Here is a 15,849-nt window from a genome sequence, read left to right on the forward strand (position 1 = left end):
ACGCGCGCACCGCGTCGTTTACGCCTTGACGGTCGTCAGTGCCTTCTTCACGAAGTCGTTGGTCCAAGTCTTCGACAGATCGATCTGCGCGTTCTGGATCATCGGATCGAACGCTTTCAGCGTCTTCAGCGACGTCGCGGGACCGTCGGCGGGCATCAGGCCGTCGGGCGACATCGCTTCGCGCACGTGCTGCCACGCGTCGAGATAGAGTGCGCGGTCGCCGAGCAGATAGCTTTCCGGCACGGTGTTGATCAGTTCGCTGCCGCTCGCGTTCTGCAGCCACTTGAGCGCGCGCACCATCGCATTGGTCAGCGCCTGCGTGGTGTTCGGGTTCTTCGTGATGAACGACTGCGACGCGTACAGGCAGCCCGCCGGCATATCGCCGCCGAACACGGTGTGCGTATCGGCGAGCGTGCGCGTATCCGACACGACGCGCACTTCGCCGGCGCGCTCGAGGCGCGTGACGACCGGATCGAGATTGGCGATCGCGTCGATCTGCCCGGACTGCAGCGCGGCGATCGCACCGGCACCCGCGCCCACGCCGATGAACGCGACGTCTTTCGGACTGAGCCCGGCTTTCGCGAGCACGAAGCTCGCCATGATCGACGTCGACGAACCCGGCGCCGTCACGCCGATCTTCTTGCCCTTCAGATCGGCGATCGATTTGAAGTTCGGCATCGTCTTCTTCGATACCGCGAGCACGATCTGCGGCGCGCGGCCTTGCAGCACGAATTCGCGAAACATCTGCTTTTGCGCCTGCAACAGCAGCGTGTGTTCGAATGCCCCGGAGACCACGTCGGCGCTACCGCCGACGGCCGCCTTCAGCGCCTGCGAGCCGCCCGCGAAGTCGGAGATTTCGACTTCAAGCCCTTCGTCCTTGAAGTAGTTGCGGCGCTCGGCGATCGTCAGCGGCAGGTAGTAGAACAGGTTCTTGCCGCCGACCGCGATGGCGACCTTGGTGGTCTCGGGTTTGGCCTGCGCGAAAGCGAACGGTGTGGCCGCGAGCGAGGCGCCCGCGAGCGCCGCACCGCCTGCGAGGAAGGTTCTGCGTTGCATGGTCCGTCGTCTCCAGATTTTTTTAGTCCGGCTTTTCACCGCCCGTGTGCGCATTGCGCACGCGCTTGGACATGGTGTGTGGCTTGCCGGTCGCGCGGCGCGGATCGTGCGTCAGCGCCGCGCCTTAAGCGCTCTTCTCAATGCGTTGCATTGTGCGCATCAGACGATCTGTTGCGCCCGCAACCGCGCGATGCCATCAGCATCATAACCTAGTGATTGAAGGACTTCATCGGTATGTTCACCCAGTTCCGGCCCTAGCCAGCGCGTCTCGCCGGGCGTCGCCGACAGCTTCGGCGTGACCGTGGGCAGCGTGATTTCCTTGCCGTCCTGCCACTTGAACCGCTGGATCATCTGTCGCGCGATGAACTGCGGATCGGTGAACATATCGGCGACGCTGTAGATGCGGCCTACCGGCACATCGGCCGCGTTCAGCACCGCGAGCGCTTCGTCGATCGTGCGCGTGGACAGCCACGCGGCGATCGCGGCGTCGATTTCCTGCGTGCGCGGCACGCGGCCATCGTTATGCGCGAGCGCCGGATCGTTCGCGAGATCGTCGCGTTCGATCGCGATCATCAGCCGCTTGAAAATCGGATCGCTATTGCCGCCGATCACGATGCTGCCGTCGCGGCACGGATACGTATTGGACGGCACGATGCCCGGCAGCGACGCGCCGGTACGCTCGCGCACCATCCCGTAGACGCCGTATTCGGGCACCACGCTTTCCATCATGTTGAAGACGGCCTCGTACAGCGCGACGTCGACGACCTGCCCCTTGCCGCCGTTCACCTGCTTGTGATGCAGCGCCATCAGCGCGCCGATCACGCCGTGCAGCGCAGCGATCGAATCGCCGATCGAAATGCCGATGCGCGGCGGCGGCAGGTCCGGATAGCCGGTGATATGGCGCAGACCGCCCATCGATTCGGCGATCGCACCGAAGCCGGGCCGATCGCGATACGGCCCGGTCTGGCCGTAGCCCGACAGACGCACCATCACGAGGCCGGGGTTCTCGGCGGACAGCACGTCGTAGCCGAGCCCGAGCTTTTCGAGCAGCCCGGGCCGGAAATTCTCGACGACGATATCGGCCTCTTTCGCGAGCCGCCGCACGATCTGCCTGCCCTCTTCGGCTTTCAGGTTGACCGTGACGGACTTCTTGTTGCGCGCCTGCACGGCCCACCACAGCGACGTACCGCCCACTTCCGGATACAGCTTGCGCCATTTGCGCAGCGGGTCGCCGCCTTTGGGGTCTTCGATCTTGATGACGTCGGCGCCGAATTCGCCGAGAAAACGCGCGGCGAACGGCCCGGCGATCAGCGTACCGAGTTCCAGCACCTTGACGCCGGCGAGCGGACCGCGTGCGTCATGCGGTGCGGTGCTCGCGCCTGAATCGGGGTTGGCGCTCATGAGTCTCCTTTGTCGGCCAGAGTTGGTGCACAGCGGCGCTTACTCTGGTCCCCTGCAAGTGGGTTGCATTGTTTTGTATCGCCGTGCGCGCGGTCTGCATCACGGCTGGCGATGACGCGTGGCTTCACGGGTGCCGCGGCGGCCAACAAACCGCGTGGCTACATCGAACGACGGTCGAGCATCGCGCGCGCGATCGTGCCCGCGTCGACATATTCGAGCTCGCCGCCCACCGGCACGCCCCGCGCGAGACGCGTGACGGCAAGGCCGCGCGCCTTCAGCGTCTGTCCGAGGTAATGCGCGGTAGCTTCGCCTTCGTTGGTGAAATTGGTGGCCAGCACGACTTCCTTGACGACGCCATCCGACGCTCGCTTCACGAGCCGGTCGAAATGGATCTCCTTCGGGCCGATGCCGTCGAGCGGACTCAACCGCCCCATCAGCACGAAATAGAGGCCGCGATAGGTCATCGTCTGTTCGAGCATGATCTGGTCGGCCGGCGTTTCGACGACGCACAGCAGCGACGGATCGCGCTCCTCATCGAGGCAGACCTCGCAGATCTGCGCTTCGGTAAAGGTGTTGCACTTTTCGCAGTGGCGCAGATGCTCGGTCGCGAACAACAGCGAGCGGCCGAGCTTTTCGGCGCCTTCGCGATCGTGCTGCATCAGGTGATACGCCATGCGTTGCGCGGACTTCGGCCCGACACCGGGCAGCGCACGCAGCGCTTCGACGAGCGCCGACAGGGCGGAAGGTTGTTTCATGCGGATCGGCGTCGACGTGGATGGTGCTCGGGTAGGCGAATCGGGATGCGAAGTGGTGGCGGAGCGGGGCGCGCTTTCGCACCGCGGCAATGAACCGCCGCGGCGCTCAACCGCTCAGCCGGGTCTCAATCAGAGCAGATTCAGAACGGCAGCTTGAAGCCCGGCGGCAGCGGCAGGCCGGCGGTCATGCCGCCCATCTTTTCCTGCGCGGTCGCCTCGGCCTTGCGCACGGCGTCGTTGAACGCGGCGGCGACGAGATCTTCCAGCATGTCCTTGTCGTCCGCGAGCAGGCTCGGGTCGATCGACACGCGGCGCACGTCGTTCTTGCAGGTCATCGTCACCTTGACGAGACCGGCACCCGACTGCCCCTCGACTTCGATCTGCGCGAGTTGCTCCTGCATCTTCTTCATGTTTTCCTGCATCTGCTGGGCTTGCTTCATCAGCCCGGCGAGTTGGCCTTTCATCATGGACGTGCTCCTTCTAGATAGCGTGAAATCTGGCATTCCGGCGCCGCTCTGCGACGACGCCGCGAACGATGGATCAGTGGGCCGGCGCCGCGCCGTTCGGGGCGGCATCCGGGGTAATTGGGCGGATCGAGCCCGGCACGATCCTCGCGCCGAACTCGCGAATCAGCGACTGCACGAACGGATCGGCGCTGATTTCGCGCTCGGCCTCCTGCTGGCGCTGCGCGCGCAACTTCGCGTCGTGCGCGGCAGCGGTACGGCGCGCCGGGCCGACTTCGACCTGCACGTCGACGTTCTGGCCGAGCCGCTCGACGAGCGCTGCTTTCAGTTTAGCGACCTGCGACGTTTCCGCGTATTGCGGCACCGGCACGTTGAGCTTCAGCGTCTTGCCTTCGAGCGCCATCAGTTCGCTGTTGAACGCAAGCTGATACGAGATGCCCTTCAGCGGCAGATCGACCGCGAGCGCGGGCCAGTCGCCGGTGAAACCGAGCGGATCGAGCGGCACGGCGGGCGGCAGCGGGCGCGTATCGACGACCGGCGCCGGTGCGGCGGCCTGCGCGGCCGGGCCGTCCATGCGGACGTCGTCGGGGCCGCGGTCGAACACTGGCACGAAGTTGTCGTCTGGCGGAATGAAGTACGCGTCGTCTGCGGCCGACAGTGGCATATAGTCGTCCGGCGGCATGTCGTCCCAAGGTGCACTCGACGGGCTGTTCTGTTGCGCGTTGTTGCTGGCGTCGCTGCGGGCGTCGCGAGTGGGCGCAGCCTGAGCGGCGCTGTCTTGCGACGCGCGGCGGGGCGCACCGGGCGTCGGCACCGGCACGACCACGCGCGGCGCGGCGGGTTTTGGGGCGACCGGCGCGGCCGGCTTCGCGGCCGCGGGCGTATTGGCGCGGCCGCGGTCGGACGATACTTTCATGCCGGCGTTGCGCAGCACGTCGAGCGCGGCGCTCGCGCCGCCTGCGCGACGCGGCGCGGATTCGGCCGAGGCCGCCGAGGCCGCCGGTGCCGCCGTTGAAGCAGGGGCAGTCAATTCCTGGCGCGCTTCCGGTTCCGGTGGCGCGGTCTCTTCCGCGCGGGTCAGCGCGCTCGGCTCGGACCTAGGCGCAATTTCAGAAGATTCGTTCGAGACCGGCGCAGTCGAACTGGCGATCGCGGCACCGTCATTCGCGGGCGCATCTTCCCACGGTGCTAGCGGACGTGCGGGCATAGCCGGTGCGTCTGTCACGCGCGCTGCTTCAGCTTGCGCGGTGTCGGCCGTGGGCTTAGCGATCGGCTTTGCAACCGGCACAGCCAATTTCATCGCATCGTCCTGCTCCTCGCCGGCAACGCCCACCGGAACTGCACGAGTCGGCGCAGCGGCTGCCATGGCCGTCGCCGACGAAGGCGACAGCGCGCGCAGCGCGGCAACCGTCGGTGCACCAGAACGCTTCGCACCGGCGCCGGCCGCACCGGTCTGCGTGCCAGCGGCTCCCGCCGCCCCGCCACCGCCACCCGTCGGCGCCGGTTCGAACGCGAGCATGCGCAGCAGCGTCATCGTGAAGCCCGCGTATTCGTCGGGCGCGAGGCCCAGTTCGCTTCGGCCGATCGTCGCGATCTGATAGAACAGTTGCACCTGCTCGGCGCTCAATGTATCGGCGAAGCGGCGCAAGTCGGCCGCCTCCGGCCACTCGTCGAGCACCGACGAAGGTGCGAACTGCGCCCACGCGATCCGATGCAGCAGGCTCGCCAGATCCTGCAGCGCCGTCGAAAACGACAGGCTGCGCAAGGCCATTTCATCGGCGACCGCGAGCACTGCCGCGCCGTCGCCTTGCGCGAGCGCGTCGAGCAGACGGATCAGATAGCTTTGGTCGAGCGCGCCGAGCATGCCGCGCACCGCGTCTTCGCTGACCTGGTTCGCCGAATAGGCGATCGCCTGATCGGTCAGCGACAGCGCGTCGCGCATCGAACCGTCGGCCGCGCGCGCGAGCAGCCGCAACGCCTGCGCCTCGTGTGGCACGTTCTCTTCACCGAGAATGCGTTCGAGATGCGACACGATATGGCCGGCCGGCATCTGCTTCAGATTGAACTGCAGACAGCGCGACAGCACGGTGACCGGAATCTTCTGCGGGTCGGTGGTCGCGAGGATGAACTTGACGTGTGGCGGCGGCTCTTCGAGCGTCTTCAGCATCGCGTTGAACGCGTGGTTCGTCAGCATGTGCACTTCGTCGATCATGTAGACCTTGAAGCGCGCATCGACGGGCGCATACACCGCGCGCTCGAGCAGCGCGGCCATTTCATCGACGCCGCGATTGCTCGCCGCGTCCATCTCGACGTAATCGACGAAGCGCCCTTCGTCGATCTCGCGACACGCACGGCACACGCCGCACGGCGTCGACGTCACGCCGGTCTCGCAATTGAGTGCCTTCGCGAAGATACGCGACAGAGTGGTCTTGCCGACGCCGCGCGTACCTGTAAACAAATAGGCATGGTGCAGACGGCCGCCGTCGAGCGCATGGGTGAGCGCGCGCACCACGTGCTCCTGTCCGACGAGCGAAGCAAAATCCTTCGGCCGCCATTTGCGTGCGAGAACTTGATAGGTCATCCGGAAATTGTATCAGTAACAATGGCGCGCAAAACCGATTCGGCAAGACGCGCGAACGCGCGACATGGCCACGACGATGCGCCATCCGAATACGGCGAACGATCAATACGGAAGCTGGGAATGACTGCGGGGAAACTGCAGAGAAGCCGAGAAAACGGCAGTGGAGAAAAAAGCAAACGGAAGGTGACGAGCCCGACCCTCGGCACTGGTGGAAAACGGCTGTGGCTGCTTCGTTCCCGACCTGACCAGGTTGACCATCCCTCCATGCGAGGAGGCCCGTCACGAAAGATTCTATCATTGCCGCGCGCATTGTGCGACTGTTGATACGCGCAAAACGCGAACGACGCTCGGCCTCGAACGGCTTCGTACTGTTTACACCCGCGTCCTGCGCGCCGCCCGACGAGCTCGCAGCGCCGCGACGCCGCCCGCCACGCGAGGCACTTGAGTTCGCCGGGCCCGCCACCATTTAGATTGCAACGCGGCATCCGTGAGCCGCAGACACCGGCCGACGCCGCGGCGGCGACCTATTAGCCACACTGACCTGATGAGTACTATCGCCATCGGCAACGCATAGCGAATTAAGCTACACTGCCAGTTGAAAGACCCGCATACGCGACTCTTTCCGCGCATTCCGTGAAAATCCGGCGTTTTTTCAGACGTTTTTTCTGATTTTCACAGGCATGCCCGGCAAGTCTCCGGATGCGGCATAGCGAACGGAAATTTTCCCGGTTTTTGACGTATCGTGGCGAGCAATTCAGGCGGGCCTCGAACCGACAGAGGTATTCATAAATGAGCGAACAAATTAAGCATATTAGCGACGCATCGTTCGAACAGGACGTCGTGAAATCCGATAAACCCGTGCTGCTCGATTTCTGGGCCGAATGGTGCGGTCCCTGCAAGATGATCGCGCCGATCCTCGACGAAGTCGCGAAGGACTACGCCGATCGCCTGCAAGTCGCGAAGATCAATGTCGACGAGCATCAGTCCACGCCGGTCAAGTTCGGCGTGCGCGGCATCCCCACGCTGATCCTGTTCAAGAATGGCGCCGTCGCCGCTCAGAAGGTCGGCGCTCTGTCGAAGTCGCAACTCACAGCGTTCCTCGACGGCAACCTGTAATACATACAGAAGTACCTCGCGGCGCTCGCGGGTTCATCGCCCGCCGCGAGCCATCAGGAATCGGGCGCATCGGTGGATGCATATCACCGCGCCCGCCGGTCGAGCGTGTTGTCAGCCGGCAACACGCTTTACGACAAAGATGCCACTCCGCCGCACTGGCGGAAATTGGCGTGTGCTATGCTAGAATCCAGAAAACGTCGAAAAGACGTGTAAGTCTTTGAGCGGTTCCGCTCACCCTCCTCCCAGATTTCATTTCGTCGCACCTTCTCCTGCGGGTTCTCCGTATGCATTTATCCGAGCTTAAGACTCTGCACGTGTCCCAATTGATCGAGATGGCCAATGGCCTCGAGATCGAAAGCGCGAACCGCCTGCGCAAGCAGGAATTGATGTTCGCCATTCTAAAAAAACGAGCCAAAGCGGGCGACACGATCTTCGGCGACGGCACCCTCGAAGTGCTGCCGGACGGTTTCGGCTTCTTGCGTTCGCCTGAAACGTCCTACCTCGCCAGCACGGATGATATCTACATCAGCCCGTCGCAAATCCGCCGCTTCAATCTGCATACGGGCGACACGATCGAAGGCGAAGTGCGCACGCCGAAAGACGGCGAGCGCTATTTCGCGCTGGTGAAGGTGGACAAGGTCAACGGCCAGCCGCCGGAGGCCTCGAAGCACAAGATCATGTTCGAAAACCTGACGCCGCTGCACCCGAACAAGGTGCTGCTGCTCGAACGTGAAATGCGTGGCGAAGAGAATGTCACGGGCCGCATCATCGACATGATCGCGCCGATCGGCAAGGGTCAGCGCGGCCTGCTCGTCGCCTCGCCGAAGTCGGGCAAGACCGTGATGCTTCAGCACATTGCGCACGCAATCAAGCAGAACCATCCCGACGTCGTGCTGTTCGTGCTGCTGATCGACGAGCGCCCGGAAGAAGTGACAGAAATGCAGCGTTCGGTGGCAGGCGAAGTGATCGCCTCCACGTTCGACGAACCCGCTGCGCGTCACGTGCAGGTCGCCGAAATGGTGATCGAGAAGGCCAAGCGCCTCGTCGAAATGAAGAACGACGTCGTGATTCTGCTCGACTCGATCACACGTCTCGCGCGCGCATACAACACGGTGGTGCCGGCCTCCGGCAAGGTGCTCACGGGTGGTGTCGACGCGAACGCGCTGCAGCGTCCGAAGCGCTTCTTCGGCGCGGCGCGCAACATCGAGGAAGGCGGATCGCTGACCATCATCGGCACGGCGCTGATCGAAACCGGCAGCCGCATGGACGACGTGATCTACGAAGAGTTCAAGGGCACCGGCAACATGGAAGTGCACCTCGAGCGCCGTCTCGCCGAGAAGCGCGTCTACCCGTCGATCAACCTGAACAAGTCGGGCACGCGCCGCGAAGAGTTGCTGATCAAGCCCGAAGTGCTGCAAAAGATCTGGGTGCTGCGCAAGTTCATTCACGACATGGACGAAGTCGAGTCGATGGAATTCCTGCTCGACAAGATCCGCCAGACGAAGAGCAACTCCGAGTTCTTCGACATGATGCGTCGTGGTGGCGGCAGCTAACGCGCGACGTTCGTGCTGGCCGTAGTCGCCGGCAACTGCATCGCATGAAAAACCGCTCGCAGATTGCGAGCGGTTTTTTTTCGCCGCCCGCCCACCTGGACAATGCGGCGTCACCAGTCTCGACAATTTCGCACAACGCGACGTTCTCGTTTTTCGCCAGCTATCTTCGCGATCGAAGAGTCCATGCACGGCTACCGGTTGAAGAACATCGTGCGGCAGTTGACCATCTCCTTCGCGACTGCCTCGGTGATCATCATCGACCAGCACCGGCTCGCGCTGCATCAAAGTCGCCTCGCGGCGTCCGTGAATCCGTACAATCCGGTCTACCAGAACACGCTCGCGAATCGCGTCGATCAGCCGGTTGGTCGCACAGCAGGCCAATTTCCTCGCGTCGCTCGACGGCTTCGATTTTCTGATCGGCGTCGCGATATGCGGCGGCCTGTTCGCCGCGTGGCAAAAACAGATCGACTGAAGGTGGGCTCAAGCATGCTGTCGAAACTCACGAACTGGCTGGGCACACGGCGTCGCGAGCGCGCGCTGCGCGATTACGCGATCGACGATTCCTTGTGGCAGGCAACACTCGCTGGTCTGCCCTTTCTCACGCATCTGGAAGCCCCCGATCTCGCGCGGCTACGCGAACTGACGAGTCTCTTCCTCGCGCAGAAGGAATTCTCGACCGCGCACGAACTCGAACTGACCGACGCGATGACGGTCGCCATCGCCGCGCAGGCGTGCCTGCCGGTGCTGAACCTCAGCCTCGATCTGTATCGCGGCTGGGTTGGCGTAATCGTCTATCCGGGCGAGTTCGTGATCCGCAAGACCGTCGAGGACGAAGACGGCGTCGTGCACGAGATCGAACACGACGCCAGTGGCGAGGCGTGGGAAGGCGGCCCGGTGGTGCTGTCGTGGGAAGACGCGCAGATGACCGACGGCAGCGACGCATACAACGTCGTGATCCACGAGTTCGCGCACAAGATTGACATGTTGAACGGCGAAGCGGATGGCCACCCACCGCTGATGCGCCGCTGGCACTCGCCGCTCGATACGCAGGCATGGGCCGACGTGTTCGACCACGCATACGATCATTTCTGCGCGAAAGTCGACGCTGTGCCCGAGCGACGTTGGACGCGTTTCGAACGCGAGTCGCTGATCGATCCGTATGCGGCGGACCATCCGTCGGAATTCTTCGCCGTGTGCAGCGAGGCGTTGTTCGTGAAGCCGCAAGCGTTCGAGGCGGAGTATCCGGAACTCTACCGGCTGCTCGCGCGCTACTACCGGCAAGACCCAGCGCGCGTCGGATTGACATTCACGCCGGTTTGAGACGCTGCGAACCGGCGCCGCTTGCGCCACAATAGAATCTGGTGGCAGAAAAATCGCCAAGGGACTGATTTTCTGGCATAATCGCGGTTTTTCGACCGTAGGCAAGTGGCTCGCGCCTGAAGGCAGTCTAATTTAAGGCTGCACGCGGGTTGGCTACCGCCAGATTAAAGGAAAGACCATGAAAGAAGGCATTCACCCGGATTACCGCGAAGTCCTGTTCATCGATATGTCGAACGACTTCAAGTTCGTGACCCGCTCGACCATCCAAACGCGCGAAACCGCGGAATTCAACGGCAAGACCTACCCGCTCGCGAAGATCGAAGTGTCGTCGGAATCGCACCCGTTCTACACCGGCCAGCAAAAGATCATGGACACGGCCGGCCGTGTCGAGAAGTTCAACAAGAAGTTCGGCTCCCGCGCTTCGGGCAAGGCAGCAAAGTAATACGGCAACGGTGCCGGCTTCCGGCCGGCAACGGAGCAAACAGAAAGGGCAGCGCGAGCTGCCCTTTTTTGTCGCCCACGCGCGGGCGGCCGCTGCGTCGCACACTTGCGATGGCATAACCCGGAACCAGCACACCGCGCTTTCACGACACCTGTTACAGGTTGTCCATCGACGTTGCCGGGCGTTACCGGCCGTGACGTGCATCGCACCGCACGACTACAATGCCGGATGCTCGAAACGGGCCCTCCCGCCCTGACTTGCCAAGTCGCTCCGGCCGCATCGTTTATCCAGACTCCACACACCGCATGAGACCTGTCGTCCGCCTCACCGCCTCTGCGACCAGTGCGTTGCCGCGCTGGCTGCTGCTGGCCATCTGTATCGTCTACGCCTCGTTCGGCCTGTTCGGCCGCGATCCGTGGAAGAACGAGGACGCGGCCGGCTTCGGTGTCATGTGGACGATGGCGAATGGCGGCGCGCACGACTGGCTCCTGCCGAATCTCGTCGGCAAATATCTGACCGAGGACGGCCCGCTCGGCTACTGGCTCGGCGCGAGCGCGATCCGGGTCCTTGCGCCATGGGTCGACGCGAGCAACGCGTCGCGCGTGTTCACGGGTCTGCTGTTCTGCGCGGGCTGTGCGTTCGTCTGGTACGCGGCGTATCTGCTCGGCCGGCGTGCCGAAGTGCAGCCGTTCAAATACGCGTTTGGCGGCGAGCCCGAACCACGCGACTATGGCCGCACGCTCGCCGATGGCGCACTGCTGATCCTGCTCGCGTGCTTCGGCCTCGCCGAGCGCGGCCACGAAACCACGCCGCAGCTCGTCCAGTTCGTCTGCATCGCGATGCTCGTGTACGGCCTCGTGCGCATGATCGACAAGCCGATCCAGGGAGCGCTGATCTGGGGCCTCGCGATCGGCCTCGTCACACTCGCGAGCAGCCCGGTGCTGGTCGGCGCGCTGCTGCTCGGCACGCTCGCGATGACGCTGATCGTGCGCGAAACGCGTTCGCGCTCGCTGCTGCTCGCGGGTCTACCCGTCGCGCTGGTGCTCGCGGTATCGTGGCCGATCATCGCGCTTGCCGCTTTCCCCGACGACGCCGTCTGGTACCTGAACCAATGGCTGCACGTGAGCCTGAGCTCGTTCGCGGGCCCACCCGGCTCCGTCGCCGCGTATGCACTGAAAAACCTGCCGCTCTTCACGTGGCCCGCCTGGCCGCTCGCGCTGTGGTCGTGGTTCAGCTGGAAGGGTCTGCGGCGCGCGCCGCACGTGGCGATTCCGCTGTCGGTGATCGGACCGCTGTTTGTACTCGTGGTGCTGCAAAGCCATCAATCGAATCGACTCTATATGCTGCTGCTGCCGCCGCTGGCGGTGCTCGCCACTTTCGCGCTGCCGACGCTCAAGCGCGGCGCGATCAACGCGATCGACTGGTTCGCGCTGCTGAGCTTCACGATCCTCGGCAGCTTCGTGTGGGCCGTGTATGCGGCGAGTCTGACCGGTTTTCCGCACCCGCTCGCGCGCAATCTCGCGCGGCTCGCGCCCGGCTTCGTGCCGCAATTCAAGATTCTGTCGTTCATCTGCGCGATCGCGGTAACCGTCTGCTGGTTCCTGCTGGTGCGCTGGCGCCTCGCGCGTCATCCGAAGGTGTTGTGGCGTAGCGTGGTGCTGTCGAGCGCCGGCACGACGCTGATGTGGGTGCTGCTGATGACGCTATGGCTGCCGGTGGTCAACTACAGCCGTACCTATCGCGACGTCGCGCAGCAGATCGCCAACCACTTGCCTGATGACTACACCTGCATCTCGCCGGTGCGCCTCGGCAATGCGCAGATCGCGACGTTCGCGTATTTCGGCGACATGCACTTCTCGTTCGACCAGGACTGCGATGTGATCCTGCGCCAGGACTCGCAGGACTACGGCGACCCCAGCGCGCTGCCCGACTACATCTGGAAGCTCGTGTGGGAAGGCCGCCGCGCGGCCGACCGCGACGAGCGCTTCCGCCTGTACGTGCGCATCGACCGTCCGAAGCCGCCGCCCGGCAAGCACCGCAACTGGCACAAGAAGCCCAACTGACCATGTTCGCCGACGTACGGAAAATCGCCGCGCTCGCGTGGCCCGTATTGATCGGCCAACTGGCCATCATCGCGTTCGGCGTGATCGACACGGCGATGGTCGGACGCTATTCGGCCGTCGATCTGGCCGCTCTCGGGCTCGGCTCGTCGATCTACGTCTCGGTCTATATCGGCCTGACCGGCATCCTGACCGCGCTGCAGCCGATTACCGCGCAACTGTACGGCGCGCGCCGCTACGGCGAGATCGGCGAAGAGGTGCGCCAGTCATGGTGGCTCGCCGCCGCGCTGACGGTGATCGGCTTTCTGATCCTGTTCTTCCCCGGGCCGCTGTTGTCGTTGTCGCACGTGCCCGACGCGCTGCACGAGCGCACGCTCGCGTATCTGCGGATTCTCGCGTTCGGGCTGCCCGCCGGCCTCGCGTTCCGGGTCTACAGTTCCGTTGCCAATGCGCTCGGCAAACCGCGGCTCGTGATGTTCCTGCAGATCGCCGCGCTGCTGCTGAAAATTCCGCTCAATACCTGGTTCATTTTCGGCGGCCTCGGCGTGCCGGCGCTGGGCGGTCCGGGCTGCGCGCTCGCGAGCACGCTTCTCAATTGGGCGCTCGCGGCGCTCGGCATGCTGCTGCTCGCGCGCATCGACGATTTCAAGGCGCTCGGTATCTTCACGCAGTTCTGCTGGCCGGTCTGGAAGCGCCAGGCCGCGCAACTGCGGCTCGGTATTCCGATGGGGTTGTCGTATCTGATCGAGGTCACGTCGTACACGTTCATGGCGCTCTTCATCGCGCGCTTCGGCACGACGACGCTCGCCGGGCATCAGATCGCCGGCAATATCGGCGCGGTGCTTTATATGACGCCGCTGTCGATCGGCATCGCGTCGTCGACGCTGGTCGCGCAGGCGCTAGGCGCGCATCGGCCGCAAGCGGCGCGCACGCTGTCGCGTCACGGCATCGCGATGGCGGTTGCGATCGCGTGCTGCTATGGCGCGCTCGTGCTGGTGCTGCGGCCGTATATCGTCGATGGTTATACGACGAACGCGCAGGTCGCGGCGAAGGCGTTGCCGCTGGTGCTGATCGTCGCCTGCTACCACCTGTTCGATGCTTTGCAGATCACGACCGCGTTCGTGCTGCGTGCCTACAAGGTCGCAGTCGTGCCGACCGTCATCTATGCGGTCGCGCTGTGGGGTGTCGGGCTCGGCGGCGGCTATGCGCTCGGCTTCGATACGACCGGCCTCACACCACCCTGGCTGACCGGCGCGCGCGGATTCTGGGTCGCGAATACCGCGAGTCTCGCGATTGCCGGGGTCGGCTTGCTGGTGTATTGGCGGATCGTGAGCCAGCGCTATTTGCACGAGACCGCTGCAGTGCGGGTCGATTCGGCTGTATGAGGCATGGGGTCTCAGAAGGCCCCGAACGGAATCAATCGGACGGTTAGTTGCGTCCCATCCTGAGTGAGACAAACCCGCTCCGCATCCCCTTTTCCCCTCCCCGCGCAGCCGGGCCCTCTCACGCTGCGGCCGCGACCTGCTCTTTCTTCCCGCGCCGCGAACACGTTTCGGCAACCTGACCGATGGTGAGCGCGGTCGAGTGTTTCGACATGACGGACTCAGCTTAGGACTTCGAGTGCACTCCAAGTCAAGCGTCGGACGGTGTGGTCCGTCAGCGTTACCGATTCTTTATCGCAAAAGCATTATCGCGACGGGTATCGACCGATAAATCATCGGAAATAACCTGCCGCTAAAAGTTTTAAAGATTGTGTGGCCGGATTTACTTGTCATCGATCGATCGGTATAAATCGACCGCTATCTCGAATCGGGCCTGTGATTTGTCCTATGCTTAAACGCAGCGCCCGCTGACAGGATAGGTCGACCGTTCCCGGCTAACTTTTTGCCCTCAATGGAGTGCTTGCCATGCTGAAGAAGCTTTTCATGCTTTGCGTCGCTGTGGCTTTGTCGCTGTCGGCCGGATTTGCCGCGGCAGTGGAAGTGAATACCGCCGATCAGGCCGCGCTCGAATCGGTCAAGGGCATCGGCCCCGTGCATGCGAAAGCGATCCTCGACGAACGCGCCAAAAACGGCCCGTTCAAGAACGCCGACGATCTCGCCGCGCGCGTGAAGGGCATCGGCCAGAAGTCGGTCGAGAACCTCGAAGCGGCCGGACTGACGATCAACGGCTCGTCGGCGCCGCCGACCGGCGCGAAGACGTCGACCAGGTCGACCACGAAAACGACGCCAGCGGCTCCCGCGGCAACCACCGGGGCCGCGCCCGCCGCCACGACAGCAGCGCCGGCCGCGGCCGCTCCCGCGTCGGCCGCGAAGCCGTCGAAATCGAAGAAGAAGGCCGCTGCATCAGAAGCGGCGGCTGCTGCGGCGCCGGCCGCCGCGGCAGCTAGCGCACCGGCCGAAGCATCCGGCACCAAGGCTTCGAAGAAGAAAACGAAGAAGAGCAACGCGGCATCCGCCGCGGCCGCGTCCGGCGCTTGAGGCCGGCGGGCTGCCGCCCTTGCGTTTCACCGCGACGCGCAACCGCGCGTCGTCGTCACCCGCCCGGCCGTCATGCACGCGCCGGCATTCAAGAGAGACCGTCATGAGCCTACTCGACACCATCGGTTCCCTGCTTGGCAAATCGCCAGAAGGCGGCGGCCAGCAAGCGCTGATCGCAGCCGCGCTCGAATTCGTCAATAACCAGCCTGGCGGCCTGAACGGCCTGATCCAGCGCTTCCAGGAAAAAGGCCTCGGCGACGTCGTGTCGTCGTGGGTCGGCAACGGCGAAAACCAGCCGATCGCGCCCGACGCGCTGCATAACGTGCTCGGCTCCGAGGCCGTCAGCGGCCTCGCCGCCAAGGCCGGCGTGCAGCCGGATCAGGTGACGGGGCTGCTGTCGCAGATCCTGCCGCACGTCGTCAACGCGGCGACGCCGGAAGGCGAGGTGCCGGCCGATGGCAAGCTGAACGCGACCACGGTGCTCGGCGCGCTCGGCGGCCTGTCGGCGCTGCTCGGCAACAAGGGCAACGCTTGAACACGCTGTGCGCGATGCGCTGACGGCGGCTCAGGCTGCCGGTCCGGGTCGACGCCCGGTTTGAGAACGGCGGGCAAAAGAAAACC

Annotated in this window: 13 protein-coding genes, 1 other RNA gene and 1 pseudogene; 9 read left to right on the plus strand and 6 right to left on the minus strand. The window is 64.1% G+C overall.

Annotated elements, in window-relative coordinates; all coding sequences use genetic code 11:
• Window positions 1-18: 18 nt before the first annotated feature.
• The 6 genes from ACLFKU_RS11505 to ffs all read right to left on the minus strand — a co-directional run bounded on the left by ACLFKU_RS11505 (window position 19) and on the right by ffs (window position 6,538).
• Window positions 19-1,056: an ABC transporter substrate-binding protein gene (locus tag ACLFKU_RS11505; protein ID WP_013089347.1), complete on the minus strand. Its 1,038-nt coding sequence runs from the start codon at window positions 1,054-1,056 to the stop codon at window positions 19-21.
• Between the two features lie 159 nt (window positions 1,057-1,215).
• On the minus strand, window positions 1,216-2,457 hold the full coding sequence (locus tag ACLFKU_RS11510; protein ID WP_368582890.1) for a CaiB/BaiF CoA transferase family protein: 1,242 nt from the start codon (window positions 2,455-2,457) through the stop codon (window positions 1,216-1,218).
• 158 nt (window positions 2,458-2,615) lie between these two features.
• On the minus strand, window positions 2,616-3,212 hold the full coding sequence (recR, locus tag ACLFKU_RS11515) for a recombination mediator RecR (RefSeq protein WP_018418135.1): 597 nt from the start codon (window positions 3,210-3,212) through the stop codon (window positions 2,616-2,618).
• 140 nt (window positions 3,213-3,352) lie between these two features.
• On the minus strand, window positions 3,353-3,679 hold the full coding sequence (locus ACLFKU_RS11520; RefSeq protein ID WP_008923976.1) for a YbaB/EbfC family nucleoid-associated protein: 327 nt from the start codon (window positions 3,677-3,679) through the stop codon (window positions 3,353-3,355).
• Window positions 3,680-3,752: 73 nt separating this feature from the next.
• Window positions 3,753-6,257 carry a DNA polymerase III subunit gamma/tau gene (locus ACLFKU_RS11525; RefSeq protein ID WP_410849169.1) on the minus strand — a complete coding sequence of 835 codons (2,505 nt, stop codon included), beginning with the start codon at window positions 6,255-6,257 and terminating at the stop codon, window positions 3,753-3,755.
• A 182-nt stretch (window positions 6,258-6,439) separates the two neighbouring features.
• An RNA gene (ffs, locus tag ACLFKU_RS11530) (signal recognition particle sRNA small type) lies at window positions 6,440-6,538 on the minus strand.
• A gap of 508 nt (window positions 6,539-7,046) precedes the next feature.
• Here ffs and trxA point away from each other — a divergent pair.
• The 9 genes and pseudogenes from trxA (at window position 7,047) to ACLFKU_RS11575 (ending at window position 15,763) form a co-directional block, all read left to right on the plus strand.
• Window positions 7,047-7,373 carry a thioredoxin TrxA gene (trxA, locus tag ACLFKU_RS11535; protein WP_013089343.1) on the plus strand — a complete coding sequence of 109 codons (327 nt, stop codon included), beginning with the start codon at window positions 7,047-7,049 and terminating at the stop codon, window positions 7,371-7,373.
• Window positions 7,374-7,657: 284 nt separating this feature from the next.
• Window positions 7,658-8,926, plus strand: a complete 1,269-nt coding sequence (rho, locus tag ACLFKU_RS11540; protein ID WP_008921615.1) for a transcription termination factor Rho — start codon at window positions 7,658-7,660, stop codon at window positions 8,924-8,926.
• Window positions 8,927-9,088: 162 nt separating this feature from the next.
• A pseudogene (locus ACLFKU_RS11545) lies at window positions 9,089-9,398 on the plus strand (MFS transporter); the annotation flags it as partial.
• A gap of 14 nt (window positions 9,399-9,412) precedes the next feature.
• Window positions 9,413-10,246, plus strand: a complete 834-nt coding sequence (locus tag ACLFKU_RS11550; RefSeq protein ID WP_368582887.1) for a zinc-dependent peptidase — start codon at window positions 9,413-9,415, stop codon at window positions 10,244-10,246.
• A gap of 178 nt (window positions 10,247-10,424) precedes the next feature.
• Window positions 10,425-10,688: a type B 50S ribosomal protein L31 gene (locus tag ACLFKU_RS11555; protein WP_368582886.1), complete on the plus strand. Its 264-nt coding sequence runs from the start codon at window positions 10,425-10,427 to the stop codon at window positions 10,686-10,688.
• 305 nt (window positions 10,689-10,993) lie between these two features.
• Window positions 10,994-12,751: an ArnT family glycosyltransferase gene (locus ACLFKU_RS11560; RefSeq protein ID WP_368582884.1), complete on the plus strand. Its 1,758-nt coding sequence runs from the start codon at window positions 10,994-10,996 to the stop codon at window positions 12,749-12,751.
• Between the two features lie 2 nt (window positions 12,752-12,753).
• Window positions 12,754-14,133 (plus strand): MATE family efflux transporter, encoded by a 1,380-nt coding sequence (locus ACLFKU_RS11565; protein ID WP_410849170.1) that lies wholly within the window; start codon window positions 12,754-12,756, stop codon window positions 14,131-14,133.
• Between the two features lie 522 nt (window positions 14,134-14,655).
• Complete coding sequence (locus ACLFKU_RS11570; protein ID WP_410849171.1) at window positions 14,656-15,228, plus strand: ComEA family DNA-binding protein; 573 nt, start codon at window positions 14,656-14,658, stop codon at window positions 15,226-15,228.
• A gap of 19 nt (window positions 15,229-15,247) precedes the next feature.
• Window positions 15,248-15,763, plus strand: a complete 516-nt coding sequence (locus ACLFKU_RS11575; RefSeq protein ID WP_373685672.1) for a YidB family protein — start codon at window positions 15,248-15,250, stop codon at window positions 15,761-15,763.
• The last annotated feature ends 86 nt before the right edge of the window (window positions 15,764-15,849 follow it).

It is taken from the genome of Paraburkholderia sp. EG304, assembly GCF_046543485.1.
Taxonomy (GTDB): domain Bacteria; phylum Pseudomonadota; class Gammaproteobacteria; order Burkholderiales; family Burkholderiaceae; genus Paraburkholderia; species Paraburkholderia youngii.

Excerpts from the sequence above, each read along its gene's own strand:
- ACLFKU_RS11510 (WP_368582890.1), bottom strand. The coding sequence starts at position 2,457 with ATGAGCGCCAACCCCGATTCAGGCGCGAGCACCGCACCGCATGACGCA.
- ACLFKU_RS11505 (WP_013089347.1), bottom strand. The coding sequence starts at position 1,056 with ATGCAACGCAGAACCTTCCTCGCAGGCGGTGCGGCGCTCGCGGGCGCC.
- ACLFKU_RS11550 (WP_368582887.1), top strand. The coding sequence starts at position 9,413 with ATGCTGTCGAAACTCACGAACTGGCTGGGCACACGGCGTCGCGAGCGC.
- ACLFKU_RS11520 (WP_008923976.1), bottom strand. The coding sequence starts at position 3,679 with ATGATGAAAGGCCAACTCGCCGGGCTGATGAAGCAAGCCCAGCAGATG.
- ACLFKU_RS11525 (WP_410849169.1), bottom strand. The coding sequence starts at position 6,257 with ATGACCTATCAAGTTCTCGCACGCAAATGGCGGCCGAAGGATTTTGCT.
- rho (WP_008921615.1), top strand. The coding sequence starts at position 7,658 with ATGCATTTATCCGAGCTTAAGACTCTGCACGTGTCCCAATTGATCGAG.
- ACLFKU_RS11570 (WP_410849171.1), top strand. The coding sequence starts at position 14,656 with ATGCTGAAGAAGCTTTTCATGCTTTGCGTCGCTGTGGCTTTGTCGCTG.
- ACLFKU_RS11555 (WP_368582886.1), top strand. The coding sequence starts at position 10,425 with ATGAAAGAAGGCATTCACCCGGATTACCGCGAAGTCCTGTTCATCGAT.
- ACLFKU_RS11565 (WP_410849170.1), top strand. The coding sequence starts at position 12,754 with ATGTTCGCCGACGTACGGAAAATCGCCGCGCTCGCGTGGCCCGTATTG.
- ACLFKU_RS11560 (WP_368582884.1), top strand. The coding sequence starts at position 10,994 with ATGAGACCTGTCGTCCGCCTCACCGCCTCTGCGACCAGTGCGTTGCCG.
- trxA (WP_013089343.1), top strand. The coding sequence starts at position 7,047 with ATGAGCGAACAAATTAAGCATATTAGCGACGCATCGTTCGAACAGGAC.
- recR (WP_018418135.1), bottom strand. The coding sequence starts at position 3,212 with ATGAAACAACCTTCCGCCCTGTCGGCGCTCGTCGAAGCGCTGCGTGCG.